20 protein-coding genes are annotated in these 25,972 nt (G+C 63.4%); 1 reads left to right on the top strand and 19 read right to left on the bottom strand.

Annotation, left to right across the window (positions count from 1 at the left end; all coding sequences use genetic code 11):
• Nucleotides 1-73: 73 nt before the first annotated feature.
• Nucleotides 74-745, top strand: coding sequence for a uracil-DNA glycosylase family protein (locus QE393_RS19470; RefSeq protein WP_310045126.1), 672 nt, complete (start codon nucleotides 74-76; stop codon nucleotides 743-745).
• Here the strand turns inward: QE393_RS19470 and QE393_RS19465 are convergent.
• From QE393_RS19465 to tssA, 19 genes are all read right to left on the bottom strand, one after another.
• Nucleotides 742-1,086, bottom strand: a complete 345-nt coding sequence (locus QE393_RS19465; protein ID WP_310045125.1) for a hypothetical protein — start codon at nucleotides 1,084-1,086, stop codon at nucleotides 742-744. The two genes, QE393_RS19470 and QE393_RS19465, sit on opposite strands and share 4 nt — an antisense overlap.
• 158 nt (nucleotides 1,087-1,244) lie before the next feature.
• Nucleotides 1,245-3,638 carry a hypothetical protein gene (locus QE393_RS19460; RefSeq protein ID WP_310045124.1) on the bottom strand — a complete coding sequence of 798 codons (2,394 nt, stop codon included), beginning with the start codon at nucleotides 3,636-3,638 and terminating at the stop codon, nucleotides 1,245-1,247.
• 55 nt (nucleotides 3,639-3,693) lie between these two features.
• A complete protein-coding gene (gene tssI, locus QE393_RS19455; RefSeq protein WP_310045122.1) occupies nucleotides 3,694-5,733 on the bottom strand; it encodes a type VI secretion system tip protein TssI/VgrG in 2,040 nt (679 codons plus the stop codon).
• A gap of 27 nt (nucleotides 5,734-5,760) precedes the next feature.
• Complete coding sequence (locus QE393_RS19450) at nucleotides 5,761-6,726, bottom strand: serine/threonine-protein kinase (protein ID WP_310045120.1); 966 nt, start codon at nucleotides 6,724-6,726, stop codon at nucleotides 5,761-5,763.
• Nucleotides 6,723-7,454 carry a serine/threonine-protein phosphatase gene (locus tag QE393_RS19445; protein ID WP_310045118.1) on the bottom strand — a complete coding sequence of 244 codons (732 nt, stop codon included), beginning with the start codon at nucleotides 7,452-7,454 and terminating at the stop codon, nucleotides 6,723-6,725. Before QE393_RS19445 ends, QE393_RS19450 begins: the two co-directional genes overlap by 4 nt.
• Nucleotides 7,454-10,897, bottom strand: a complete 3,444-nt coding sequence (gene tssM / locus QE393_RS19440; RefSeq protein ID WP_310045116.1) for a type VI secretion system membrane subunit TssM — start codon at nucleotides 10,895-10,897, stop codon at nucleotides 7,454-7,456. The genes QE393_RS19445 and tssM overlap by 1 nt, the downstream gene beginning before the upstream one ends.
• A gap of 16 nt (nucleotides 10,898-10,913) precedes the next feature.
• Nucleotides 10,914-11,801: a type IVB secretion system protein IcmH/DotU gene (icmH, locus tag QE393_RS19435; RefSeq protein WP_405046266.1), complete on the bottom strand. Its 888-nt coding sequence runs from the start codon at nucleotides 11,799-11,801 to the stop codon at nucleotides 10,914-10,916.
• A 2-nt stretch (nucleotides 11,802-11,803) separates the two neighbouring features.
• A complete protein-coding gene (tssK, locus tag QE393_RS19430) occupies nucleotides 11,804-13,135 on the bottom strand; it encodes a type VI secretion system baseplate subunit TssK (protein WP_310045115.1) in 1,332 nt (443 codons plus the stop codon).
• A 3-nt stretch (nucleotides 13,136-13,138) separates the two neighbouring features.
• Entirely contained in the window at nucleotides 13,139-13,609 is a 471-nt protein-coding gene (gene tssJ / locus QE393_RS19425; protein WP_310045114.1) for a type VI secretion system lipoprotein TssJ, read from the bottom strand.
• A gap of 1 nt (nucleotide 13,610) precedes the next feature.
• A complete protein-coding gene (tagH, locus tag QE393_RS19420; protein WP_310045113.1) occupies nucleotides 13,611-14,801 on the bottom strand; it encodes a type VI secretion system-associated FHA domain protein TagH in 1,191 nt (396 codons plus the stop codon).
• A gap of 14 nt (nucleotides 14,802-14,815) precedes the next feature.
• Nucleotides 14,816-14,944: a type VI secretion protein gene (locus QE393_RS19415; protein WP_310045112.1), complete on the bottom strand. Its 129-nt coding sequence runs from the start codon at nucleotides 14,942-14,944 to the stop codon at nucleotides 14,816-14,818.
• 11 nt (nucleotides 14,945-14,955) lie between these two features.
• Nucleotides 14,956-16,449 (bottom strand): sigma 54-interacting transcriptional regulator, encoded by a 1,494-nt coding sequence (locus QE393_RS19410; RefSeq protein ID WP_310045111.1) that lies wholly within the window; start codon nucleotides 16,447-16,449, stop codon nucleotides 14,956-14,958.
• Entirely contained in the window at nucleotides 16,446-18,992 is a 2,547-nt protein-coding gene (tssH, locus tag QE393_RS19405) for a type VI secretion system ATPase TssH (protein ID WP_310045110.1), read from the bottom strand. Before tssH ends, QE393_RS19410 begins: the two co-directional genes overlap by 4 nt.
• 15 nt (nucleotides 18,993-19,007) lie before the next feature.
• Nucleotides 19,008-20,018, bottom strand: coding sequence for a type VI secretion system baseplate subunit TssG (gene tssG / locus QE393_RS19400; RefSeq protein ID WP_310045109.1), 1,011 nt, complete (start codon nucleotides 20,016-20,018; stop codon nucleotides 19,008-19,010).
• The gene (gene tssF, locus QE393_RS19395) at nucleotides 19,982-21,766 is read right to left on the bottom strand and encodes a type VI secretion system baseplate subunit TssF (RefSeq protein WP_310045107.1); all 1,785 of its coding nucleotides are present in this window, start codon (nucleotides 21,764-21,766) and stop codon (nucleotides 19,982-19,984) included. The genes tssG and tssF overlap by 37 nt, the downstream gene beginning before the upstream one ends.
• 4 nt (nucleotides 21,767-21,770) lie before the next feature.
• Nucleotides 21,771-22,175: a type VI secretion system baseplate subunit TssE gene (gene tssE / locus QE393_RS19390; protein ID WP_405046265.1), complete on the bottom strand. Its 405-nt coding sequence runs from the start codon at nucleotides 22,173-22,175 to the stop codon at nucleotides 21,771-21,773.
• Nucleotides 22,176-22,181: 6 nt separating this feature from the next.
• Complete coding sequence (tssC, locus tag QE393_RS19385) at nucleotides 22,182-23,660, bottom strand: type VI secretion system contractile sheath large subunit (protein ID WP_310045106.1); 1,479 nt, start codon at nucleotides 23,658-23,660, stop codon at nucleotides 22,182-22,184.
• Between the two features lie 14 nt (nucleotides 23,661-23,674).
• A complete protein-coding gene (gene tssB, locus QE393_RS19380; RefSeq protein WP_310045104.1) occupies nucleotides 23,675-24,169 on the bottom strand; it encodes a type VI secretion system contractile sheath small subunit in 495 nt (164 codons plus the stop codon).
• Nucleotides 24,170-24,198: 29 nt separating this feature from the next.
• Complete coding sequence (tssA, locus tag QE393_RS19375; protein ID WP_310045103.1) at nucleotides 24,199-25,737, bottom strand: type VI secretion system protein TssA; 1,539 nt, start codon at nucleotides 25,735-25,737, stop codon at nucleotides 24,199-24,201.
• Nucleotides 25,738-25,972: the final 235 nt, after the last annotated feature.

Below are 25,972 nucleotides of genomic sequence, written 5' to 3'. Positions count from 1 at the left end.
CAGTCGTTACGGAACGTCACCCACAGGACAGCGCTCTACAAGAGGGATTAATTCCTCGATGGAGACCTGTTGCATGCCGCTGTCTTCCGCTGAGCGCGAAGCCTTTCGCCAGCTCGCTGCCGATCTTCCAGGTGTCGATCTTCCGGTCTACGAACAGTTCGCCAAGGACCCGCTGGACCCCATCATCGGTCTGGGCGATCCCGATGCGCCCCTGGGCTTCTTCGGTCGCGATCCGGGGCGGGACGAGGTGAAGTACGGCGAACCCTTCATCGGTAGCGGTGGCCAGATCGCCCGCAAGGTTCTCTACAAGCACCTGCACGGCCAGCCCCCGGACGACTTCGAAGCCACCCGCAGCCTGAGCCAGCAATTCTTCTGGGCCAACACCGTGCCCTACAAGCCGCTCGGCAACAAAGCCTGGTCGGAACGGGTGAAAAAGACCTTTCACCCCCTGATGCGCCGCCTGCTGATCGAGCACTGGCGCGGCACTCAGCTCATCACCCTTGGCCGCGAAGCCTTCCTCTGGTTCGGCATCGGCCAATCCAAGGAAGAACGCGCCCGCCTGGAAGCCTTCTGGAAGAGTGAAGAGCGTTTCGAAAGCAACATCGAGGTCACCCTGGAAACGGAGGAGGGCATCCGCAAGACGCTAACGCTCTATCCGCTGCCGCATCCGTCGCCGTTGAATCAGACGTGGTATACGAGGTTTCCGGGGTTGTTGGAAGACAGAGTGAAGTTTTTGCTAAGTTAATCTGTGTCTATAGCATAAGAAAACTCTTCTCTTTGTAGAATTTCAAAAGCAAGAGAGGAAATGCTAGTTTCAGAGTTTTCACATTTTATATGAGCAATTCTTTTTCTGTTTGCATAAACAGCAATGCCGGCTGTTTGTACGGGGTCTAATGAAGCGGTGTCTTGCTGGGTTTTTGTAATATCGTATATGAAATAGCTATATATGCCATTGGTGAATGTAATTCTATTTTCTCCGCCTCCTGGGTAAGGGGTGGTACTTAGCTTAAATCTGTACTCGTTGCTTTTTGGAATTTGCGGGTAGGTGAAGTCCCTTTTAGCTTCTGTTCCAATACGGTATTGCATTCGGTTCTTTGTCTCGTTGAAACATAGTGAAGCATTTTTGCCCTTTAAATTGCAATTAAACAGGTTTATTTCATCTGCGCTACATAGGCCTTGATTGGGTGTTCCATTCGCATACGATATGCTATGAAAAAATAGTAGTGCCGTGATGCTGAATATTTTCATCTTTGAATATACAAATGGCTTTTTATTTTTTCTAAGCATTTTGCTCGATCCTTGAATCCGTTCAGGCCGCCATTGATAGCCTTGCTTAATGCAACCGTGTTGTCTGCATCGGCGAGCTTATTTGCATTAGCCATATCCCAATATACAAAAGCAGACTCGATACCGTATTGAAGCGAGTCGGTGATTAAGTCGGGCTGCTCCACAAAATCTCTAAAATCGTCAGGATTAGCCCGGTTATGGATTTCTGTGTAACGTCTGTAGGTATCTTTACCGGTCAGTTGTATAATGCCTCGTCCTCTATATTTATAGCCGTCTCCACTAGATTCATCGCCGTTCCCCATCCTTGAAGAGTAAACGAAATTCAGAAGCGCTTCGGCATTCATTACAAACTTTGATTCCTCTGACCAAAGCCTATCCCTTTGTCTTCCAAAACTACAGTCGTCATTCGCTTTGGAATAGTTCTTACTGCCACCCTTGCAGCCGAACATCTCTCTCATTCTCCTAGCGCTATAGCCTGCATTTTCTGATTTAACAATAAAGCCACTCTCATGGCCAGTCTGAGCTAGAAAATGAGCTATTCTAATTGGTGTGTTGACTTTGAATACTTTAGCGTACTTGTTTAGGTATGGAAGTACTTTTTCATAGTAGGCATTGTCACGTCTTGGGTTTATAATTTGTAACATGTCTAGCGTTATTAATTCTCTCTTTGTTTCGATAAAATGGTGAAAAAAGCTATCTGGGTTGAAGTACCAACATTTATCTGCATCCAGCCCTCTTATCTTTGCTGATGCAGCATTCCACCAAGACAGATTTTTTATAATTTCCTTTTGTAGTTTCCAGTGATTGTTTTTGTTGTCTCCGCCAAACATCAGGACATCTAAGGAATCCCATTTTTCCGCACTCCATGCCCACTCGATCTCATGCTGAATTACCAGCGCCCCTATTTTTTGAAATATCCAAGGATTTGTTAGGTTTTTGGTGAGGTCTGAGTTTCTCAAAGCTGTTGTAGGAGAAAGTATTCTAGATATTTTTGTAGTAAGCGAGCTTTGCTGGGCTTGTTGTATTTCAACTTCGAAGCGTGAGAGTTCTACTTTAGTAAGTTGGCGATTGGCGCAAAGGGAGTAGGCCAGTTTTGCCCTGTATGTAGTGGTCTCTTTAACTAGTTCGTAATCAGGGAAGTCCCAAGGACTATGCCGACTAGTAATAAAATCTCGCTCACAAAGCCATCCCTCTATCGGCTTCCCTTCACCATCCGCCAACAAACCCTTCAAATGCCACCAGCGCTGTTCCGGTGTACGAACGCCGCCTTCGTTACGCGCGGCGATCATGATCTTGTCGGCTGCAGGTAGAGCATCGAGTTGACCCTGGCTGAGAATCAGGTCTACCCCCACCTGAACGCCGGGATCGCTGATCCGTGGTGGATGGCTGCCGTCGATATCGGGCCTGTGAGTGATCAGCTTGCTCGCGCCGGCATGGATCTTCAGCAGGGTCTTGTCGCTTTCTGGTAGGCGGACGGCCCAGGCCCGGCTGCGCTCGATGAAGGCGGGAACGTCGTCGCAGCTGAAGGTTTCGAGGTGGATCTGCTGCCGACCTTCGTAGAGGCCTGGGTGGCCTAGCAGAGCGCCAGCCTTGATGGGGAAGGGCTGGTCCAGGACCACTACGATGTTCTGTGCCTTGGGTGCGGCTTCCGGCTTGAGGTAGCGGCGGGCGACGTAGCCCAGGCCGGGCTGGGTGTGCCCTGGGCGAAGGGTCAAGCCGTTGTCGAGGATCTCGATGATCTGGCACCAGTCGCCATCCCCGGCAATCCGTATCCGGCTACCGTTGTCGAGCTCGGCCTGGACTGGCGCATTACCGCGCGGCTCTTGGCGTACATTGAGCTTGCCGCCCTGGGTTTGCACGCGATAGCGATCATTGTCCCAGAAGGGCGGCCGGGGCAGGGTGGACGTGGCTTGGTAACTTGCCCAGTCCAGCAGGTGCATGTAGAGGCTGAAGAAGACCAGCGAAGGTGGCGTTTCGTTGCCGTTAGGCAACTGCGGAGCTTCCAGACGGTGGCGGATCAGGACGAAGCTGGTGGAGTAGGTCTTGCCTTCCGACGTCGAGTCCATGCCGGGGACGAAGCGATGAACCTTGTCGTCGATACGATAGGCGACCACCTCGCCGTCGGCGATGCAATGGATGCGGGACTGGTCCAGAAAGGCCGAGGTGCCTTCGTCGAAGTGCACGCCACCATGCCAGAGGCCATTGCTGCCCAGGAGATAGGTGCCACCTTGGGCATGGGCGAGCGCCTGTTGATAGAGCCAGGGATCGGTGACGTCCTGGCCGCCCTTCGCCTTGAAGGGATAGGCCCAGTTTTCCACCTTGGGTTGGGGTGCTGTGGGGTTGCTGGTCATGCTGCTGTCCTTCGCAGAGGCCGCGTCGCTGCGGTGGGTCCCTTGAGTGGCTGGATCAGACGGAAAAATTGAGCATCCGCTGACGTTTTGCCTCCTGATGCTGGGGTTCGTTGGTAAGCGCCAGCTGATTTGGATCGCCAGCCGTGCCTTGCTCGGTAGTCCCGGGTGGTCTTGGCAACTGCAGAGCGATGCCCGAACCTTGGCCTGGGGATCCGCCGGCATTGAGGCGGGCCAAGGGACCGACCAGGGTGATGCCGCTGGGGTCGAGCTTGATGAAGCTGCCGCCGGCGGTCAGGGTGAGTTCGCTACCGGCTTCGATGACGACACGATCGCCAGCCTTGATATGGATCTCCTGGCCGGCCTCGACGAACTGGCCGCTGCCCAGCTTGAGGTGCTGGCTACCGCTGATGAGCAGGTGATCGCTGGCCTTGACCTCGACCTTGCGCACGCCATGGACCAGACGGTGCTCTTCGGCATGTAGCTCGCTGTGGCTGTTGCCATGGATACGCTGATGACGCTCGTGACCGATCTCGCTGCGATGGTCGTGGCGGATGTGTTCGTCCCAATCGCGCTGGGCATGGATATGGATCTCCTCCTGTCCCTGGCGATCCTCGATACGCAGTTCGTTATAGCCATCACCGCCCGGGCTGCTCAGGCTTTTGAAGGCGCTCTGGGTCTTGCTGCCAGGCAGCTGCACAGGGGGCTGGTGCTCGGCGTGGTACAGGCAGCCGAGGACGAGGGGCTGGTCGGGATCCCCTTCGAGAAAGCCCACCAGGACCTCCATGCCGATCCGTGGCAGGGCCAGGGCGCCATGGCGATTGCCGGCCCAGCCACTGGCTACGCGCAACCAGCAACTGGTGCGTTCGTCCGCCTGTCCTTCGCGATCCCAATGAAATTGCACCTTGACCCGACCCAGGGCATCGCAATGAATCTCTTCTCCAGCCGGGCCGGTGACCACGGCGCTCTGCTGGCCGAGCAGGCGTGGTTTGGAGTGCCGGGGCAGGGGGCGGAAGGGCAGTTGCCAGGGGATGGCATGAAAGCGATTGCGATAGCCCTGGGTCCAACCCTCATCGCCTGGCAGCGTCAGCAGTGCAGGAGTGCCTAGGCCTTCTTCCAATACCTGGGGTTGGCGGCCCTGGTGATCGATGCGGGTGAGCAGCCACAGCTGGTTCCAGTCTGCGCGCGGATGCTCGGTCAGGCGTAAGAAATGACCGCTGGCCAGGCGTGGCTCATCGCCGTGGCCCTGGGCGACCTGGCTATCGACGCGCAAGGCTTCCAGGCCGCGGACACCGAGTTGCCTGCCGCGGCTGCGATCGCGGAAGCCGGCGGGAAAGCGGTAGCTTTCCAATGCCGGTTGCAGATCGAGGTCGCTGCGGGTCTCGAGGCGCAACCGCGGCTGCAAGGGATCCTGGTCACGCAGAGTCAACCGGGTACTGCGAGTCTGCAGTCCGACTTCGAATCCGTGAATGATCGGGTGATCGGCGACCTGACCGCTGCCCGGGTGGTAGGGCGTGGGGGCAAGGCGGGGAAAGCTGGTGGCGTCATCTCCGAACACCAGCAGGGCGCCGTCAGGCCGATGCTCGAAGTGGTAGTGGATACCTTCTTCTTCGCATAGCCGGTTCAGGAAATGCAGGTCACTCTCGCCGTACTGCACGCAGTAGTCGCGCACGGGATAGGGTGTCGGACCCAGCGCCACGCGATAGGCGCCTTCCAGGATTCCATGTTCTTCGAGCAGCTTGACGAGGATCTGGGGCACCGCGAGGTTCTGGAAGATTCTCGAGTTGGTGCGGTGGGCCAGATAGGCCAGGCGAGGAACCAGTTCGAGGCGATAGCGGGTCAAGCGCCGCCCTGAGTCGCCCTGAACGATGGCGCCCAGCAGCCCGTGCATACCGACGTCCGCCGGTCCCAGGCCGAGCCAGGCGGGACGATTGAGCAGGTCTTCCAGCACCCAGTCGGACTTTTCGCTGATCACCTCCACCTGGAGGCGATAGGGTTCATTTAGAGCCTCCTGTCCGTGGAACGCCAGCACCTGGAAATCATGGACCAGGCCCGGAAGGGTCAGGGTAAAGCGCGGAGCATTGGCAGGGCTGAACATGGGGTGTCTTCCTGACAGTGAGAGGTTTCACGTGGAACGCCTGAGCAGGCCCTGCCACCAGCGCTTTGGCGGCGCAGACGTCTGCCAGGCGGTGCGCCATTCACCAAGATCCTGTTGGCGTCGGGCGGGATCGATTTCCAGGGCCTTGCGAAGCACTTGCCAGGCCTCGGTAGGCATGACTAACGGCCGTTCGGGTTCGATCTGCAGGCTGCGCGCCTGCTTGGCGCTGAGGCGGCGATAGGGGTGCTTGCCGGTAGCCAGCTCGTAGAGCACGCAGGCGCAGGCATAGAGATCACCCGCCGGGGTCAGCCTTCCTTCCTCGAGCAACTCGAAAGCGGCATAGCGCACCGTCCAAGCATTGAAGCGTCCGCGACTCAACAGCGGCAGACCAGGTAGCAGGTGTTCGCGGGGCTGGCCGAGGCCGAAGTCGAACAGACGCAGACCGCTGTCGGTGAGGATCACGTTGCTGGGCTTGATATCGCCGTGCAGGACGCCGTTGCCGTGGGTGAATTGCAAGGCGTCCAGTAGCGGCAGAGCGACTTCCTGCAGCTCGGTCCAGTCGAGCCCCTCGGGACGATCGCAGAGCAGGGCGTCGAGCGTCGGGCCACGCAAGAGCTCCAGGGTGATGAAGGCGCGCTCGCTGGCGCGGTCGATCTCGAAGCCGTGCAGGCGGACGATATGCGGATGACGCAGCCGGACGGTCAAAGCGAACTCCCCATAGAGCAGGGCATTGGCATCGCTGTATTCGGCGAAATCGTCGTTGAGCACCTTGATCGCGACCTGGGGTGCCGGGTCGCCATACTGCTCGCGCAACAGGTCGCGGGCGCGGTAGACGGCGCCCATGCCGCCAACGCCCAGCAGACTTTCCAGTTGGTAGCGGCCGCCCAGCAGTTCGGGCAGCGGAGCCAAACGGCGGGTAACGGGCGTCGCGGTAGGCGTGGCAAAGGCGAAATGGGTGAGGCCGTTGGCGGTGGCTGGATCCTCAAGATTCATGCGGCCTCCTGAGGATGGATGACGATGGCCGTGAGATTGTCGCGCGCGGGCCCCTGCAGCACGCCATCGAGCAGGCGCTCCAGGGCCAGGGTCGGTGAAGGTAGGGACAGTGCCGCGCCCAGGGCGCGCTCTTCCAGAAAATCATGCAGGCCGTCACTGCTCAGCAGCAGGCGATCACCGGCCTGCAACTCGAAGCGGACGATGTCCAGGGCCAAGGCCTGCTGGGCGCCCAGCGCCTGGGTCAGGGCGCGAGCCCCAGGATGGCGGCCTGCCTGACGAGGACTAAGTCCCTCGATGTCGGTCAGGCGTTCCAGCAGGCGATGGTCGCGGGTCAACTGGTAGAGCCGGTCGCCACGCCAGAGATAGGCGCGACTGTCGCCCGCCCAGATGCAGGCCGCTGCGCCTTCGCCGATCAACAGCGTCACCACCGTGGTACCGATCAGGCGCTCGGGACCATCGGCCAGTACCGTAAGCTCCTGGGTGAGTCGTCGATTGACGTCGTGGAGCACCCGGCGTACCTGTTCCAGGCGCTGCTCGAGGCTACCGTTCAAGGGCGTTTCGGCCAGGCGCTCGACAACCAGGCGGCTGGCACGCGCGCCTTCCTGGTGACCACCCAGGCCATCGGCGACAGCCCATAAGCCATCGTTGGGACGCTCCAGCAAGGCATCCTCGTTGTGGGCGCGTACCTTGCCGGGATGGGTGCGGGCGATGCTCAGGGCCGTCACCATCAGAGTCGCTCCGGCAGTTTGAAGCCACGCAGGGTGCCCACGTCGAAGGGGTTGGGCGAACGCTGACTGGACAGCAGATAGCCGGCATGCCGGCCCTCCAGATCGGCCTGCACCAGCAGCACGTCACGGGCGCTGTGCTGTTGCAGCTTCATTTGGTCCAGCAGGCGGAACAGCGACCAGGCGCTACCGTCCTGCTCCAGGCCGACGCGGCGACCATCCAGCTCCTCCAGTACCAGCGTGGTCCTCAGCGCATCGCTTTGTGGCCAGCGGAAGGTGGCAGCGACGATGGGCCCGTGGCGATATTCCAGGCGCTCCTTGCCGATATTGAGGTCGGCGCGGGTCAGGCTTGGATCCAGCGAATAGGGCTCGAGCTTGAAGACGATGCCGGGCTCGGCCGGATTCTCGGCAAAGAAGCCGCGCCGGATCTGCTGGGTGCGGCTCATCTGGGCGAGGAAGTCCCGAGACAGCGGCAGGCTGTGGCCATCGATGCTGCGCGCGCGATAGGCGTCGCTCTCGCCGCGAACCACGAAGGGCTTTAGATAGGTCTCGAAAAAGCTGTCGGCGATACCCTGGGTCTTGAAGAATTCGCGGAAGTCGATTAAGGAGACATCGCTCTCGCTGTCGGCCTTGAACGGATAACGCTTGTCCAGGCCGTTGCGATAGCTCGCCAGCAATTCACTCTGGTAACGCCCATTGATGTAGTCGTAGGCGCCGGCCAGGATCAGATTCCAGCTGTCGTCGACCAGCAGGCCGAGCCAGCCGTTGACCGGGGTGGGCAGGCGACTGGAAGCGTTACGCAGGTTGCTCAGCGCATCGCGATTGCCGGCCATACGCGTCCTGGCCAGCTCGAAGGCCGCCTGCTCCGGTGCACTGGCATGAGCCAGACCTGCCAGTTGCTGCTGGAGATCGTTGAGTGCGGCCATGGCCGGGACGAGATCAGCCACCGCCGCGCCTTGGTCATCAAGTAGCCGGTGCAGATTCTCGAAGCGATTCTGCAGGCTCCTGCGCGCGGTGTCCGGCAGCGCTTCGCTCTGGTTGACCACGGCGCTGGCTGGCGCCGCGAGGCGGGTGTTGCTGCGCACTTCCGCCAAGAGTTGCAGCAGCGGCGAGTTGGCCGAGGTCAGCCCGGCGAGGAGAGTGGCGCCTTGGTTGGCGTCGCCCACGGGTTGCAGAGTGATCCGGGCGAGCGCATCACTCCACTGATTGGCGTAGTCGCGGAAGTAGAGCTGCTCGAGTTCCACCTGCAGATGGCGCAGGTCCATGCCGGTGATGCCATCGCCATCGCCCAGCACCCAGTTGTCGGCGGCCAGCGCTTGGATCACTGCCAGGCCTTGGGTGGAGAAGGTCTGCGCATAGCCCTGGCGGGTATAGAAACCAGGGATGGGGTAGTCCGCGCCTTCGAAGGCCGGTGCCTGGGTGCCCAGGTGCTGACTCAGCCGATAGATCGGCAAGCCACTGGCCTGGTCGCGCAGGATGCGATAGACCACGGCGGCGAGGGATTCGCTGCGTAGTACCTGGCGTGCCTGGGTCACCAGCTGGGTATCCACCGGATAGGCGCCAAAGCCTTGCTCCAGCAAGCGCGCCAGGTGGGTATCCAGGCTGTTCTGGGTAAGGGCGTCACCCGGATAGCGCTGGGACCAGTCGGCGGAAGCCCAATCGCGCAGGGTGCGGGCGTCGCGGCGTTCGGGCAGTTGCAGCATCAGGTAAGCCCGCAGGTGACCGATCAACCGCTCCCGGTCGCCGAGGCTGCCGCGGATGCGCTCTTCCAGCTGCGCCTTAAGCCGCGGCAGCAGATAGCGGTCGAGGGTCTGGTGATAGGCCGCCTCGGTGACCGGGCGTACGGCCTCTCCCTGATAGAGTCCGGTGCGTTCGCGTAGCGGCGTGGCCTCTGCGGCTGGAAAGACCTGGGTGCCTGCATAGGCGTTGTCCAGTACCGGCAGCACGGCACGGGCATCGGCGTTGACCTTGAGCTGGCTGCGGGCCTGTACTCCGTGCTGCACCAGCTCTTGCAAACGCTCCAGCCGCTCGTGATTGCCCGCAAAGCTACCGGTCCAGAGCGCTGCACCCAGGGCCAGGCAGGCCAGGGCCGCCGCATAGAGACCCCGCTGCCCCCAGCTCAGCCGGCGCAGTTCGCGCTGGTCGAGACCGGCCAGGGATGCCTCGGGAAAGATCACGCGACTGAACAACTGGCGGATGAAGCGTGGCTGGCCGTTGCGGTACTGGGGCAGCAGGCTGCTGGGTAGGCCGAGCTGGTCACCGATGCCCTGGGTCTGGGCGTCGAGCTGCTGGTTCAGTGCCGGGGTGCTGGTCAGGTAGAAGCCGCGCAACTGGGTCGCGCGCTGGTAGCGATTCCCGGAAGAGGCCAGTTCGACGAACAGGGTGAGGCCATCGCCCAGACGGCCCAGCTGATGGGGGAAATCGAGGATCTGGCCGCGGCGTTGGCCGTCGCGCTCCTGATGGAGACGCGGGATGACCTGGCTATTGAGACGGCGGAGCAGTTCCTCGAACTCCTGGCGTAGCACGCCGGGATCGGTACCGTTCTGGGCTTCACGGAAGGTAGTACCCAGTACCTGCTCGCCTTCCTCGCGAGAGAGGCCGTCGAAGAAGGCGTCGAAACCGGGTAGGCGATCAGCCTGGGTCAGCACCAGATAGACGGGCACCTCGACCTTGAGTTCGCGAGCGACCTCGTGCAGCCGGGCGCGCACCTGCCGCGCTAGGGTTTCCAGGGCCACCTCATTGCCACCGACCAATCGCTCCACCGGCAGGGCGACAAGGACGCCATTGAGCGGCCGGGTCCGTCGTTGGCGACGCAGCAATTGCAGCAGGGTCTGCCAGGCGCTGCCGTCCACCGGAGCGTCACCCTGGGTCAGGTAGCGGCCGGCGGTGTCCAGGAGCACACCCTGTTCGGCAAAGTACCAGTCGCAATGGCGGGTACCGCTTACATCGCGAGTCAGTCGCGAACGCTCCGCGTTGAGCGGAAATTCCAGACCGGAGAAGTCCAGCAGCGAAGTCTTGCCGGCCCCCTCCGGCCCCAGCAGGAGATAGTGCGGCAGCTCGCGCCGCCAGCGCTGACTGCGTCCCCGATAGAGACCGGCGCCATGCAGGGTGCGGTAGGCATCACGGGCGCGGGACTGCAGTTCGTGGGCCTCGTCGTCAATGCGCTCGGCGCGCAGCTGATCGTGCTGGCCCACTTCGGTGGCGAGACGCTGCCGCTGTTTGCGCTGCTGCCAGCCCTGCAGCAGCGCCATGACCAGGCCCCAGGCCAGGAACAGACTGCAGAGGGTGGCCAGGCGATGGGTAAACGAAGCCCAGGGGTTGTGGCCGGCAAAGGCCAGCAGGGGACCGAGGGTCCAGATGAGACCGCCCAGCCCCAGGGTCACCAGCAGGGTCCAGATCCAGGGACGGCGCAGCATGCGCCCGAGTGCAGTGATGAATCCTTTCATGAGTGCGCTTTCCGTATCAGGCGTGGGGTGGGGCGACCACTGGCGCGGTGCCCGCAGGACCACCGGGATAGCCTTGCAGCAGGCGGTCGCGCTGCTGTTCCAGCGCCAGACTGAAACCGCCATAGAGGCTGGCGAGGCAGATCAGGGTGAACAGCGCGACCAGCCACCAGGGCACCAGGCGAACCAGCCGCCGTGGCCGGGCATCCAGCCCCTGCCAGTGCGGCGACAACTCGCGCGGAACATCACCGCGCAGCTGGCGGAGTTGCCGATAGAGGCTGTCGCGGATGGCTTCCAGCTCGAGCATGCCGCGCGGCAGCACCCGGTACTTGCCTTCGAAGCCGAGCGCCAGACAGAGGTAGAGCAGCTCCAGCAGGGCGAGGTGCTTGGCCGGGTTGCGGCTGAGGCGTTCGAGAAGCAGAAAGAACTTCTCGCCGCCAAAGGTCTCGTTGTGAAAGCTGCTCAGCAGGCTGAATTGCGACCAGTCACCGGCGTTACCCCATGGAGTGGTGACCACCGCCTCGTCGACCGTGGTGCAGAGGGCATAGCGCGCGGCCATGACCTCACCGCTGTCGATCCCATCGGCCAGGGCGCGCTGTTCGAACAGCCGCAGGCTGGCTGCCAGGCGCTCCTTGAGCACATGCAGATCTTCCGCGGCGTAGCTCTGGCGCAGGCGCACCACCTCGGCCAGGAGTGGCGCGGCGGCGCCTATCATGGGGTTGATGCTCAGGTTCAGCGTCTCGCCCGGCCGCAGGCGTGCCGCCTGGATCATGCGTTCTTCCAACTGGGCGTAACGCGGCGGCTCGGCAAAGTCGGTGAGCGGGCTGCGAGGGGTGTCCGGGTCCATGGCATGGCGACTGAGCACCACGGTCCTGTCGTCCCGGCCAACGTCTTCTGCGGTCTGCATGCTTAGCTCCTGATCGCCCAGAAGGCGACGTCGAGGCCTGGAAAGGCCCCGGAGAGATGAAAGGCGAAGCCGCCGGATTGCTCGAGCTGGGCGATGTCGGTGGCGGTGAGTTCGAGGGCGAAATAGGCCTTGTCGGCATGGAAGGGCAGTTGCCGCGGCGCGACCGGCAGGGGTTTGAGGGCGAGACCTGGCAGGTGCAGGTTCACCAGCTGGCGGATGCGCTCCACCGGTCCCACCTTGAGGTGCGCCGGCAGGCGCTGACGCAATTCCTCGGTGCTGCATTCGGCTCCGACGATGAGCACGAAGCTGGCGGTGGCCAGGAGGCCATGATCCTGCAGGGGCGCGACCTGGATGCCATACTGACGCTGTTGCAGGGGCAGGTGCAGAGCATGCTGTTCGAGCACCATGGACAGTGCCTGACGCAGTGCCTGGAACAGCGGTGCGAAGCTGCCGGCCTGGTCGGCGTGGCGATAGTTCAGATTCAGACCAGGGCGCTTGTCGGCTGCCGCGAAGGTGGCTAATTCGCCGTGCAGGGCGAGCAGTTCGCGAAAGAGGCTGCGGGGATGCAATTGCTCGTAGTCCAGGCAGTGCCGCAGAACCGCTTCGTGACGATTGACCAGTTGCAGCAGCAGGAAGTCGCCGATCTCCGCGGTGCCCAGGCCGCCGGCCTGCCGCAGGCGCTGGGAGAGCACCTCGCCCCGATGGGCGAGCAGGGAGGCGACCTCCTTGAGACCTGCCAGCAGCGATTCGGCCGCCCGTACCTGGATGACACTGGGAGTAAAGGCGGTATCCAGCTCCAGGCTGCCGTCCGGCGCCACTTCCAGCAGTTGGCAGACTTGCAGGCGGACATAGGCGTCCAGCCGCGGATGCTCGTCGAGCAGCAGTCGAAAGTCGGGACGTCCGCAGGTGACCGCGCCCGGTTCCCCGAAGCCGGCATGGGAGTCGGCGATCTCGCTGTCGACGCTCAGGTAACGGGCGATGACGTCGTCCTGTTCCAGCGGACGGCTCTCCAGGCGCTGGCCGCTGGTGAGCGGTAGCGCCAGCCAGACCGCGCTGTCGCGCGTATCGGCCGGTACCTCGAGGGCCAGGGGCTCGCCGTCGGTGCCCAGCTCGAAAAGGGTGCCATCGGGCAGGATGCCACTGGCCTGGCTGACCACCACCTTGCCCATGGCGAGAAACTGGCGATCGAGGGTCAGTTCGAAAAAGCCCCAGGCCGGCTCGCCCAGGCGACAGGTGCGGGTCTGCAATTGCTGGGCGTGATAGCGGTCGTTCTGCTGGAAATGCTGCGGCCGGAGCAGCATGCCTTCCTGCCAGATCACCTTGAGTTGCTGCATGGCCTACTCCTTGATCGCTGGAGCGGCCTGGATGCCATCCGCCGCGAAATCCAGCCGGATCTGCGCCAGCGCCGCGGGTCTGAGCTGAATGACCTGCCGCCACTGGCTGCCACCCAGGTTGCGATAGGCACCATAGATGCCGACGTAGCGGCTGGCGTCCTGCACCCGGAGCTTGAGTTCGCGTGACTCGCCAGGTCGCAGCTCGACCTCTTCCTCGGCGACCCATTCGGGCGCCAGGGTCTGCTTGGCGTTCTCGTAGAGGGAGAAGAATTCGGCGTTTTCGAAGCCGACCGGATTCTTCAGTTCGATCAGGCGCACCACCAGCGGCGAGGGCCGGCCGTTGAGATCGGGGTTGAGGTCTTCGCCACCGTTCAAGGTCAGGTCGAGGCGGGTCAGATCAGGGGTTTTCTGGCTGGTGCAGGCGCCTAGCAGCAGGGTCAGGCCGAGGGCGCCAAGGCGCAGGAGAATGGTCATGTCAGCGTCCTTGCTGGCCAGGGTTGAGGGTGGCGATGAGGCGGACCTGATCGGTGTAGGCCTGAGCGAAGTGCTTGGCGAACAATCGGTCGCGCCAGTCATCATCCTGGCGCAACTCGCGATATTGGTGCTGCCAGGCGCGCCAGAGCTTGGCGTCGTGGCCCCAGCGCGGACGGCCACCCTCGCGTTCGAAGCGGGCCTCGCACTGGGTGGGTGCCAGCTGTTCGAGGGTGGCCAGCACCGCCTGACGGCTGGCGGCAACCAGGCCTACCTGGTGGGCCTGGAGTTCGCGGCAGGCGCGGAGCAGGGCCTGGTCCGCGGTGAGCTGGCCGGAGACACTGGGACGCAACAACTGGCCCAGCGCCGCGTCGCCGTCAGCCGCGAAGGCCAACGGGTTGTTACCGCTGCTCTGCACCGTGGTGAGCGGCAGCCGCAGTTCATTGCGCGTCTCGTTGCGGGTTCGCAGGCAGCCGTGCAGGCCCTGGATGGCGAGGCGTAGCAGGCGTGCAACCTCTAGTGCCAGGGCTTCGCGGGCCTTGTGGTCAAGGTCGGTGAGCTCCAGGCCCAAGACCTCGCCGAAGTCCTCCCAGAAAACCTGTATCTGCCGCTGCGGAGCGGCTGTCGGGCCCTCCACCGGTGCCGGGGCGGTGGCCTCTACCAGGGCAGGAATAGCCAAACTGTCCAGGTCGACCCGGGCGTAATCGCTGCGGGTGCTGTCGCTGGCGAAGACATCCAGGCCATCGAGTTCGTCGAGGCCATGGGGATCGCGACGCTCCAGCGCCTGTAATGGATCCAGCTCGAGAAAGGCGTCGTCCGGAATCAGTCCATGGCTGCGGGCTGGGACCCGGAAATCATCGGCGAACCCGGCCGGATCACGAATCAGCCGGGCGGCCAGGACAAAGCTGCCCAGGGCGAAGGTCTGACCATGCTGGATACGCCAGGGCTCACCTTTGAGCAGGCGCTGGCCATCGACGAGCTGGACACCATTGCTGCTCAGGTCGGTAAGGAAATAATCGCCCTCGCTATAGCTGATACGGGCGTGCTGCTGGGAGAGCACCCGCTGCGCATCCGGCAGATACCAGTCGCAGTCTTCGCTGCGGCCGATGAGGCCGCCGACGTGGCGAAAGGTCTTCTGGGTGAGCAATCCGGGTACGTGCGCTCGGCTACCGACCAGATCGAATACCAATTCCATGGTCTTGTCCTGTCCTAGGTGAGGCGGTGAGGTGTCTGGGGTTCGCCCAGGGGGCGATAGTCCTGCGGATCCCTGGGGGTCGAGGTGCAGGCCGCCAGGGCGAGCAACGTCAGTAGCAGCAGGGAGCGAAGTGGCGTGGGCATGAGGCGATCCTCTAGGAAAGTTGCAGATCGGCGCTGCGGATGCGCAGTCGTTGCAGGCGATAGAGCAGGGTGCGGCGGGGCAGTCCCAATTCCTGCGCAGCCTGGGTCTGGTTACCGCGGTTCTTGCGCAGGCAGTCCACCAGCAGGCCGCGTTCGAGCTGATCCAGGCGCTCGCGCAGCGTCAGGCCAGAGCTACTGGTGACCAGGGTGGTCGGGCGGATGGCAAGGTGCTCGGGCAACAGTTCGTTGCCATCGCACAAGAGAACCGCGCGCTCCACCAGGCCCTTGAGTTCGCGGACATTGCCGGGAAAGGCATAGCCAGCCAGCAGGTCCAGGGCTGCGCTGGACCAGCGGCAGCGCGAGCGTTGCAGGCAGGCGCAAGCCTGATCCGCGAAGTGTCGGGCCAGTAGTGGCAGATCCTCGCCGCGCTCACGCAGGGGCGGCAGCTGGATGGGAAAGTGCGTGAGGCGATAGTAGAGATCCTCACGAAAGGTACCTTGCTCGACCAGTCGCAACAGCTGGCGATGGGTCGCCGCGACGATGCGTACATCGACCCTGTGGGTTTCAGCACTACCCAACGGGCGGACCTCGCCCTCCTGCAGGACGCGCAACAGCTTGGCCTGCAAGGTCAGCGGCATGTCGCCAATCTCGTCGAGGAACAGGGTTCCGCCATCGGCTGCATCGAACAGACCGGCGCGATCGCGTTCGGCACCGGTAAAGGCACCCTTGCGATAGCCGAAGAGCTCGCTTTCCAGCAGATGCTCGGGCAGGGCCGCGCAGTTCTGCACCACGAAGGGTTGGGTCCGCCGCGAGCCCCGTTCATGGATGGCGCGCGCCACCAGCTCCTTGCCGGTGCCGGTTTCACCGGTCAGCAGCACGGTGATAGGGCTGTGCAGCACCTTGCCGATCAACCGATGGACCTGCCGTATGGCCCCGCCATCGCCGATCATGCCGAAGCCATCGACTGTGGCCGCGGTTCGCATCGCGGGCATCGTCGTCAGAGGGGCTGCCTGGGCGCGTTCCAGCAACTGGCTCTGCGCCAGGGTGAAGCGACCGAGCGCCATCAGTGGCTCAGCCTGGCCTTCCAGATCGCGCCTGACGCGACTGGCCTGCACCAGGAGCCCCTCGACCTGGCCACCGGGGCTGGTCAGGGGGATGCAGCCGAGACTGCGCCAGCCTTCGCCGGGCAGGAAGGCAGTGTCATGCAGCAGCGGATCCAGCTCGCGCAGATGCAGACGGCGATTCTGCGTCAGGCAGTACTGCAGCAGGCTTTCCCCTTCCAGGGATAGCGTTTCGCCATTCGGTACGGCGCAACCATCCAGCGCCTGGGCGAGTCGCACCAGCTGGGTGTGGGTGGCATCCAGACGGTAATACTGCACCAGATCTAGACGAGCCATTCGGCCCAGGCCGCCGACCAAAGCCAGCGCGAGCGCGGCGGGATCTTCACACTGCCCCAATTCGAGCAACAGCGGCAGGAGGACGTCGGGAGTGGTAGGCAGAGTCATGCCGCCACCTCGCAACTCAGTTCGCCTTCGGCATTGATGTCGAGGTGTAGTCGACGCAGGGTCCTGCCCATGGCCAGGGCCTCAAGCAGGTGATCGGTGAGCAGCGGCAGTACCCGCTGCTCCAGCAGCAGATCGATACGCCGGGCACCACTGTCGTCGTCCCGGCAACGTGCAGCCAGATCGTCCAGCAACGCCGGGGCATAGCTGAAGGCGACATGCCGCGCCAGCAGGCGCTGACTGACACATTCCAGTTTCTGCACCACCAGTTCGCGTAGCTGGTCGCTGTCCAGCGGGTAGTAGGGCACGACCCGCAGGCGGGCCAGCAGCGCGGGTTTGAAGTGTCGGGTCAGGATGGGGCGAATGGCTTCGACAAGGCTGGAGACAGCTGGTCTCGCCCCCCGGCACAGCCGCTGGATCTCGCTGCTGGCCAGGTTGGAGGTCAGCAGGAAGAGCACGTTGCGGAAGTCGATCGGCCGGCCCTCGCTGTCGGTGGCCTGGCCACGATCGAAGATCTGGTAGAAGAGGTTGAGCACCTCGGGATCGGCCTTTTCCACTTCATCCAGTAAGACCACCGCATAAGGCTGGCGGCGGACGGCTTCGGTGAGCAGACCTCCTTCGCCATGGCCGACATAGCCGGGTGGCGCGCCGATCAGGCGCGACACGCTGTGCTTCTCGGCGAATTCCGATAGGTTGAAGGTAGTGAGAAAGCGTTCGCCGCCATAGAGCAATTCCGCCAGCGCCCGGGCGGTCTCGGTCTTGCCGACCCCGCTGGGTCCGACCAGCAGGAAGACCCCGATCGGCGCCTCGGGTGCATTGAGGCCGACCGCGGCGGCGCGCAGGGCGCGATCCAGGGTGACCACCGCCTGCTCCTGACCACGCAGCCGTTCACGCAGATCGCTGGCGAAGCGGGCGAGGCGCTGGTCGTGGCGACGGGCGAGTTGGTCGACCGGAAGTCCGGTCCAGGCGCTAATCACCTCCGCCACCAGCTGAGGGCAGACTTCCGCGCTGACCAGGCGCTCGCCTTGGTCTTGCAGCCGCATGAGTTCGGTCTGGGTGGCAGCCAGTTCTTCACGGCTGGCCGTGGTGCGCAGCTCCAGGATGCGTTCGGCAAGGGCGCGCTGCTGTTGCCAGGCGTCCTGCAGGGCGGTCGCCGCCTGGCGATCAGCGACCAGACTGGAGGCCAGCTCATTCAGGGCCGCCGTCTCGACCGGTAGACCGTGGTCGGCATCGCGCTGGGCGGCGGTCAGAACGCTCTCGGTGGTGGCCAGGCGTTCGCGCAAGCCTTCCAGCGCGGCGGGCGGGCTGGCCAGGCTGATGCGCACCCGGGCGCAACAGGTGTCGAGTACGTCTACCGCCTTATCGGGCAGTTGGCGCCCGCTGAGATAGCGTGCGGCCAGTTCGGCGGCGGCGACCACGGCATCGTCGCGCAGATAGACGCCGTGGCTTTCGGCATAGGTCGGGGCCAGGCCGCGCAGCACGGTGATGGCTGTGGAGACGTCGAATTCGTCCAGCTTCACCGGCTGGAAGCGTCGCGCCAGGGCTGGGTCCTTCGCGAAGTATTTCTTGTACTCTCCCCAGGTGGTGGCGGCGATGGTGCGCAGCTCTCCGCGGGCCAACGCCGGTTTGAGCAGGTTGGCGGCATCGGAGCCGCCCGCCGGTGCTCCGGCGCCGATCAGGGTGTGGGCTTCGTCGATGAACAGGATGATGGGCTGGGGCGCTTGGCGCACCGCGTCGATCACGCCCTGCAGACGGCGCTCGAACTCGCCATTGACGCTCGCCCCGGCCTGCAACAGGCCGAGGTCGAGGGTACGTACCTCCACCCGGCGCAGGCTGTCTGGCACTTCCCCGGCGGCGATGCGCAATGCCAGGCCTTCGACCAGGGCGGTTTTGCCGACGCCAGCTTCGCCTACCACCAGGGGATTGTTCTTGCGCCGCCGCGATAGGATGTCCACCAGCTGACGAATTTCGGGGTCGCGGCCCAGTACGGGGTCTAACTGCCCGGCGCGAGCCTGGGCGCCGAGGTCATGGGTGAAGCGATTCAATGGCGAGTCGTTGGAAGCTACCGTGACTGCCGGCCGTCGGGCCTGGATGTCGTCCAGTAACCGGGCGGCATCCACCCGCTCCAGCAGGCTGCCGTAGCGGGTACCCAGGTGCCGTTCGGGATGGCGCAGCAGTGCCAGCAGCAGGGCAGCGCTATCGGTTTCCGGCTGCTCTAGCTCCAGACGTGCCAGCAGCACGGCGTCCTGCAACCACAACAGCAATTCCGCGCCGAACACCGGATCGCCACCTTCACCTTCACCTTCACCTTCACCTGCGTCTAGGCGCGGCTGCAGGGTGGCGGCGAAGGCCTGGTAGTCGACCTTGGCGGCGCTCAAGGCGCGGCCGAGCAAGCCATCAGGCGTGTCCAGCAGCATGGCGAGCAGGTCCTCGATGAGTATCTGCCGACCGCCGCGGCGGACGCAGCGCTGGGCAGCCTGTTCCAGGTCCTGGCGCGTCGTGGCGGACAGGCTGTTGATGAGGTGTTGCAGGTCCAGGGTGAGCATGTCGATCGTCCTTGATTAACGGTGGCAGGCCAGGGTGACCTGACCGTTGGCATGGTCTAGGCCTAGCCAGGTGGTCCAGCCCAGGCGGCAGGGGCTGGCGGCGCCGAGGCGCCATTCCCGCAACTCCTCCTGGCGCAGGTGCAGGCGCAGGTCGTAGTCCAGCTGGTCGCGCAGGGTGAATCGCAGCAGGGCACGCAGGGCGGCGTGCTGGGCACCGGCGGGCAGAAAAGCGTGGAAGGCATCCCAGTCCAGCTCCAAGAGGTGCAGCCGGAACTTGCCGCCACGATCCCGCACCTGCACCCCCAGCACCGCCGCCTGTCCAAGCCGGGCCGTACTCTGGCCCAGCCGTGACCGCTGGTCTGCGGGAATGGCGACGCGGCGTTCCAGGCATTGCTCGAGGCGCAGGGCAGGCTGTTCGAAGTAGTACCGCAGCACCGCCTCGATCAGTGGCGCCGAATGCACCTTGAGGCTGAGCAGACCGAGATAGGGCAGCAGACGCTTCCAGTTCAGCTCCGGCGCCTGGCGCAGACTGCTGTCGCCCAGGCCGATCAGGCTGAACAGCCGGGCGGACAACTCGTCACGCGCGCCTTCACGGAAGCGGACGTGATAGCGGTACTTGCGCCATATCGGCAGCAGCAGCCGATGCAGTCGGTGGTTGAACAGGTCGAGGAAGTCACGCGTGGTGCGGCCCTGCTCGCCATCGCTGAGCGCCTGTTCGCTGTAGAAGGCCGGCAGCGGTGAGCCACTGCCCATCAAGGCGCCCAGGTTGAGTTGCAGGCATGCCCGCAGGCCGTCGGTGCCCTCGACGAATTCCAGGCGCTCGATATCGCTACCGGGAAAAGCCAGGCTGGGGTTGGCATGGAACTCCAGCCGCTCATAGAGCTGCTCTTCGGAAAGGACCGGGGCCAGGCGATGCAATTGCAGGAGCACCTGTCCAATCCCCTGGAACAACGAGTACTCGCGAATTTCGCGGCACAGCGCCGAGCGATTCAGATCAACGGCTGCTGACCCATACGCGGTGTCCATAGATACACCTCTCCCTGCAGGCTGCGAACGCTGAGTTGATGGAAGGAATTCAGGCTGGCGTAGAGCGCGAAGAACTCGTTGAGTACGCTGGCGAACAGATAGAGCTCACCTTCGCTGCGAAAGCCGCTGGCATCCATGTCCAGCTGAGTGGCGATACCGCGGATTGGCAGGCCGCGATAGAGGCGATCCACCGGGCGGTGGCTGATGCCCTGCAAGGCGGCCAGGCGCTGGCGGCTGACGCGCTCAGCCTGGCGGTCGTGCTGGCGGGGCAGGTCGTAGCTGGCCAGTACCGTGCGCAGTGCCGCCACATCGGTGAGCGACAGATAGTTGAGCGACAGATTGGATACCAGCTGCCACAGCCGGTCGCCGGACAACACCGGCGCATGGCTGGCGGTCGGTGCGGCCAGATTGCGAAAGGCCAGGCCGCCTGGAGTGTTTTCGGTGGGCAGGCACAGATCGCCAGCGCGCAGGCGCTGGGGCAGGTTCTGGTTGGTGCAGGTCAGCTCGATGGAGAGGGTGTCCTGAGCGGTACCCGGATCGCCAAAGGCCAGATAGGTGTCGATGCCGCCGTGCAGCAAGGCGCTGCGCCGGCGTACGGCATAGTGCGGCCGGCGGCTCTGGCCGCCGAAGTTCAGGTCGTGGGCGAAGGACTCGAAGGGCAGATAGTCGCGATGGCCCAGGCCACCTGGTTGCCAGCCAGTCACCCGCTCCACGGCAAAGACACCCAGATGTTCGCGCCCGTGTCCGGCTGGAAACAGCGGATATTCATCGCGCTTGCCGTCGAGGCGGATCGGCAGGGCGTCATGGCCGAACAGATTGACCACCGGGACGCAGTGCAGGCGTAGGTTGTCGCGATCAGGCAGGCGCGGCTGCCGGGCGATCCGGGTGATGTCGAAGCGTAACTCGAGCCCGTGGGTCTGCCGGCGCACCCGCTCTCCCAATGCCTGCAGTCTCGTCAGTCCCTGAATCGAGACGAAGAGAAATTTCTCCGGAAAGGCAAAATATTCCTGCAGGTGGCGATAGCCGCGAAAGGCGTTGGACGGATAGGGCAGCAGCGCCTCGTCTTCGCCGAAACCCAGCGGTTGGATCTGGTCGCAGGTAAGAGATACCAGGTGTTCGCGGCCTTGGTCGTCAGTTAGCGGCTGGCAGCCGGCGTCTAGCGGCACCAGGCTTAGCCCGGCCAGGTTGTGCAGCAGCGCGAGGTAAAGATCCTGGCTGAGCGTGCGGTCGCCAGCCAGGTGCAGCGGCAGCTGACGCAGGTCCAGCGTGTCCAGGGTGCCATTGCCGGTGATCTTCAGGCGCAGTGTGAGGCGCGCCCCGCTTCCCTGCTGGGCGAGACTCAGCTCATCCACCCGTAGCGGCTGGATGTCAGTGGCGAAGCAGGTACGAAAGCGACAACTCACCTCGTCCAGCGGCCGGGACTCCATTTCCGTTCCACGTGGAACCTCGATCGCTGCACCTGGTGCAGGCAGGGGATCGAATTCGAGGATGGCGCAACTCGGCAGGGGCCGCAGATAGTGCGGCCAGAGCAGGTTGAGCAGCGAATGGGTCAACTCCGGCAATTCGTCATCGAGCTTCTGCCGCAGCCGACCGGTAAGGAAGGCAAAGCCTTCCAGCAGGCGTTCGACATCCGGATCCTGACCACTTTGACCGAGAAAGGGCGCCAGGGCGGGATTGCGTTCGGCGAAGCGCATGCCCAGTTGGCGCAACTCGGCCAGTTCGCTCTGATAGTAGTGATTGAAGGACATGCGCCTATCCTCGGCTGACCTTGACCTGACCGCTGCCATCCAGGCTGGCGGTGAATCTGATGGGGTGTCGCTGACCCTCGATCTCGAGCTGACCTTCCAGCGCGAAGGCCAGGGTCGTGCCCTCGCGTGGCAGCGGCAGCACCTTCACCCCGGACAAACGCGGCTCGTAGGTGGCGATGAAGCCCTCGATGGCCAGGCGCGCTCGCTGTAGCGAGTCGTGCAGCGACAGCCGCAAATCATTGAGATCGGGCAGTCCGTAGTCGGCCTGGATCGGGACGCTGCCGGCACGGGTGCTGAGCATCCTGGCCAGGTGCGCGGCCACCGAGGCGCTCAGGGTGTCGGCGGACGAGCTCCGCTTGAGTACGGTACCCGTGCTGGCCAGGCGTTCGAACAGACTGCCGTCGCTCATGATCCGTTACTCCTTGTCCAGCTTGCCGACCAGCGACAGGGTGAAATCGGCGCCCTGGTACTTGAAGTGCGGGCGTACGCTCAGGCCCACGCGGAACCAGCCCGGATTACCCTCGACATCACTGACGCGGATGCTGGCCGAGCGTAGCGGCCGGCGTCCGCGCACCTCGGCGCTGGGGTTCTCCTGATCGGCGACGAACTGGCGGATCCATTTGTTGAGCTCCAGTTCGAGGTCGGTGCGCTCCTTGGTGCCACCCAATTGCTCGCGCTGCAGCACCTTGAGGTAGTGCGCCAGGCGGCTGACGATGAACAGATAGGGCAGCTGGGTGCCGAGCTTGTAGTTCAGCTCGGCCGCCCGACCTTCTTCGCTGTTGCCGTAGAACTTGGGTTTCTGCGTCGAGCAGGCGGAAAAGAAGGCGGCGTTGTCGCTGCCCTTGCGCATGGTCAGGGCGATGAAGCCGGCATCGGCCAGTTCGTATTCGCGCCGATCGGAGATCAATACCTCGGTGGGAATCTTGGTCTCGATCTCGCCCATGCTTTCGAAGTGGTGCAGCGGCAGGTCTTCTACCGCACCACCGCTCTGCGGACCGACGATGTTCGGGCACCAGCGGTACTTGGCGAAGCTGTGGGTCAGCCGGGTGGCGAAGGCGTAGGCCGTGTTGCCCCAGAGGTAGTGGCCATGGCTCTGGCTGACGTTCTCGCGGTAGGCAAAGGTCTTGACCGGATTCTCTTCGGGATCGTAGGGGGTGCGCAGTAGAAAGCGCGGCAGGGTCAGGCCGATGTAGCGGGCATCTTCCTGTTCGCGAAAGCTCTGCCATTTGGCGAATTGCGGACCGTCGAAGTGATCCTTGAGGTCCTTGAGGTCGGGCAGGCCGGCGAAGCTTTCCAGGCCGAAGAAGCGCGGACCGGCGGCGGCGATAAAGGGAGCGTGGGCCATGGCAGAGACCGCTGCCACCTGTTGCAGGGTACGGATGTCCGGTGCGGTGGGATCGAAGTCGTAGTTGGCGATGATGGCGCCGACCGGCTCACCACCGAACTGACCGAATTCGGCGGTATATACATGTTTGTAGAGACCTGACTGGACGATGTCCGGCGAATCCTCGAAGTCTTCCAGCAGGTCCTGCTTGGAGACGTTGAGCATCTCGATCTTGTTGTTTTCGCGGAAATCGGTGCGTTCAACCAGCAGGCGCAGGCCGCGCCAGGCCGCCTCCAGAGACTGGAACTGGGCGTGGTGCAGGATCTCATCGACCTGCCGGCTGAGCTTGTCGTCGATCTCGGCGATCATGCGATCGACCAGCGCCTTCTTCACTGGTTGCTGGGCGTTGTGCGGCTTGAGCAACTCCTCGATGAGGGCGGAGATGCCACGCTTGGCCACACCATAGCCCTCGTCATGCGGCGCGAGGCGGGTCTCGGCGATGATGCGGTCGAGGATGCCAGGGTCTTCGACGATGTCGGCAGTCGGTTGCTGGAGCAGGGTAGCGGTCATGGTGGTCTTCCTGATCAGACGTCTTGATTGGGCAGGCCGAGTTCGCCGAGCACCGTGGCCCGAGCGACCGGATCGGCGAGCACCTGTTCGATCGCCTTGCGGAAGGCCGGGGCGTTGCCCAGCGGACCCTTGAGGGCCACCAGGGCATCACGCAGATCCATCAGCTGCTTGAGTTCGGGAACCTGCTGCACCAGCCGCGCCGGACTGAAATCGGCCATGGCCTTGAGGTCGAGCTGCACAGCCAGGTCGTCCTGGTTGCTGTCCTGCAGGCGATTGGGTACCGCCAGGGTCAGGCCCAGCTGCTGCTTGGCCATGACCTCGTCGAAATTGTCCTTGTCGACGGCCACCGGCTTGCGGTCTTCGAGCTTGCGGTCGTCGATGCGCTGGGTGAAGTCGCCCAGCACCATGAGCTTGAGGGGCAACTCGAGTTCTTCCTCGGTGCCGCCGCTGGCGGGTCGAACCGTGACGTTGATGCGTTCTTTCAGGGCAACCGAGCCTTCTTTGGCCATGTGTTTCTCCTTGGGTGCGAGGACGAGCCTCAGTCGAGAGCCGCTTCGAGGTCGAGGCGGCAGAGTCGTGGACGCAGCTGTTGCAACTGCGTCCGGCTGTCGGCGGTGGCGGGGAGGGCTTCCAGGCACTGGCGCCGGGCCTGGAGGATTTCCAGCGCCAGTCGTGGCTCCCAACGTCCCAGCAAGGCGCCGTGTTCGGCATCCAGCTCGACGAGCTGGAAGTGCGCCAGTTCGAATTGGCGGGCCTGGATGAGCAGCCGGACGCTGGCCAGGTCCCACAGCAGGCGCTGGCGTTCGCCCTGGGCGCTGCGGCGGCCCTGCTGCAGGTGGCGCACGGCGCTCTTGAGGCCGCTTGCGCGCAACGCCACCAGGGCTTCGGCCAGGGCGTCGTCCCAGGCATCCTGGCGCGCCTCGCTGGAGGCGGCGGCGGGTTGCGCCGCCTTTGTCTTCGTCAGGCCGGACAGCCAGAGTCGGGTCTGGGCATCGGCAAAGGGTTGGCCGTCGTGAAAGGCCAGGGCTTCGATGCCTGGCAGACGCTCCAGCAGCAGCTCCAGAGGCCACTCGATTTCCAGGCAGGCCGCCTCGACACCTAGGGTCTGCAGGCACTGCCAGGCCAGCCGCTGGCCATCCAGCCAGAAAGGTGCGCGTGTCAGACTGACCTCCAGCTCACCGAGTAGCAGGGCAAAGTCGCCAGCGGCCTCGCGCTCCTGGAAATATCTCAGGCGATCCGCCGGCAGGCCACGCAGGCCGGTGACGCCCTGGGCATCATGGGCGGGCAGGCTGTCGATGCCGCTCCACAACAAGGCCCGATTCAGCCGCAGGGCGCGGTGATCTCCGAGCCGCTGGCGTAGCCACCAGCTGCTCAGCGTGCGGGCGCCTTCCTGTAGCTGGCGCAGCAGGCGATGGGCCTCCTTGTCCGACTCCAGCGGGCCTTGGAGTGCCTGGGCGGTCGCGACCTGCGTGGGCGTGGGCGCCGTGGTGGCCGATTCCACCGGAGTAATGGACTGGACCTGGCGACGCCGTTGTTCGTCCAGGCGGCGCACCAACGGCAGCAGCAGCGGTGCGGCCTCATGCAGGCGTGGCTGGAGTAACGCTTCCAGCTGGCCGAGCTGGAGACTGAAGGTCTGCAGCCAGGACGCTTCCAGGGTAGTCAGGGTGGTGGTATCGAAGACACCTTCCAGGCGGAGCTGGAGCCACCCGAGCGCCGCCGCGCGGGTACGCTCCTTACGCGGGTGCAGATCCTCCCAGCGGGCCGTCAGTAGCCGCTCGAGTAGCGCCAAGCCTGCCTCCAGACCGGTCCAGCTCCGAGTGCAGTACAGGGCCCAGGTCAGCCAGGCGGCGACGCGCAGATCCTTGGAGTGCTCACGCAGAAAAATGGTCGCCTGCTCGGCCGTGGAGTCCCAGTCCGGCGTGACGTCGCGATGCAATGTCTGGGTGTTCTGGCAGACCGCTTCGAGTCGCTCGAACTCGAGACTATAGCGGCGATCTTCCCCGGCGAAGTTGTCCTCAGCAATAGGGTGATCGACGACCGCTATATAACTCTGGGCAAGTGAAGATACTAAAGTCATCCATGACCTCATTGGGTTTGAAGTTCATTCCTTGAACTTCCTGGGCGAAAATGGCTGGAGCAGTTTTCGTCCGATGCTGGGCAGCTAATGGCTCAGCCTGTCTGAGATGTGCATCCTAGAGCGGTTTAATTGGATTTGGTAGTAAAAATTTGTGACCGGAAGCTGATTTTTACTGCCGGATTTTGAATAAAAAATAAGCTTATTTTATGGGGTGACAAAAATTGTCAAATTCAAG

This window comes from Pseudomonas sp. SORGH_AS_0211, from assembly GCF_031453455.1.
GTDB classification, from domain to species: domain Bacteria; phylum Pseudomonadota; class Gammaproteobacteria; order Pseudomonadales; family Pseudomonadaceae; genus Chryseomonas; species Chryseomonas aestiva.
Note: the sequence above shows the minus strand (reverse complement) of the source record. Positions and strands in the feature narration are given on the sequence as shown.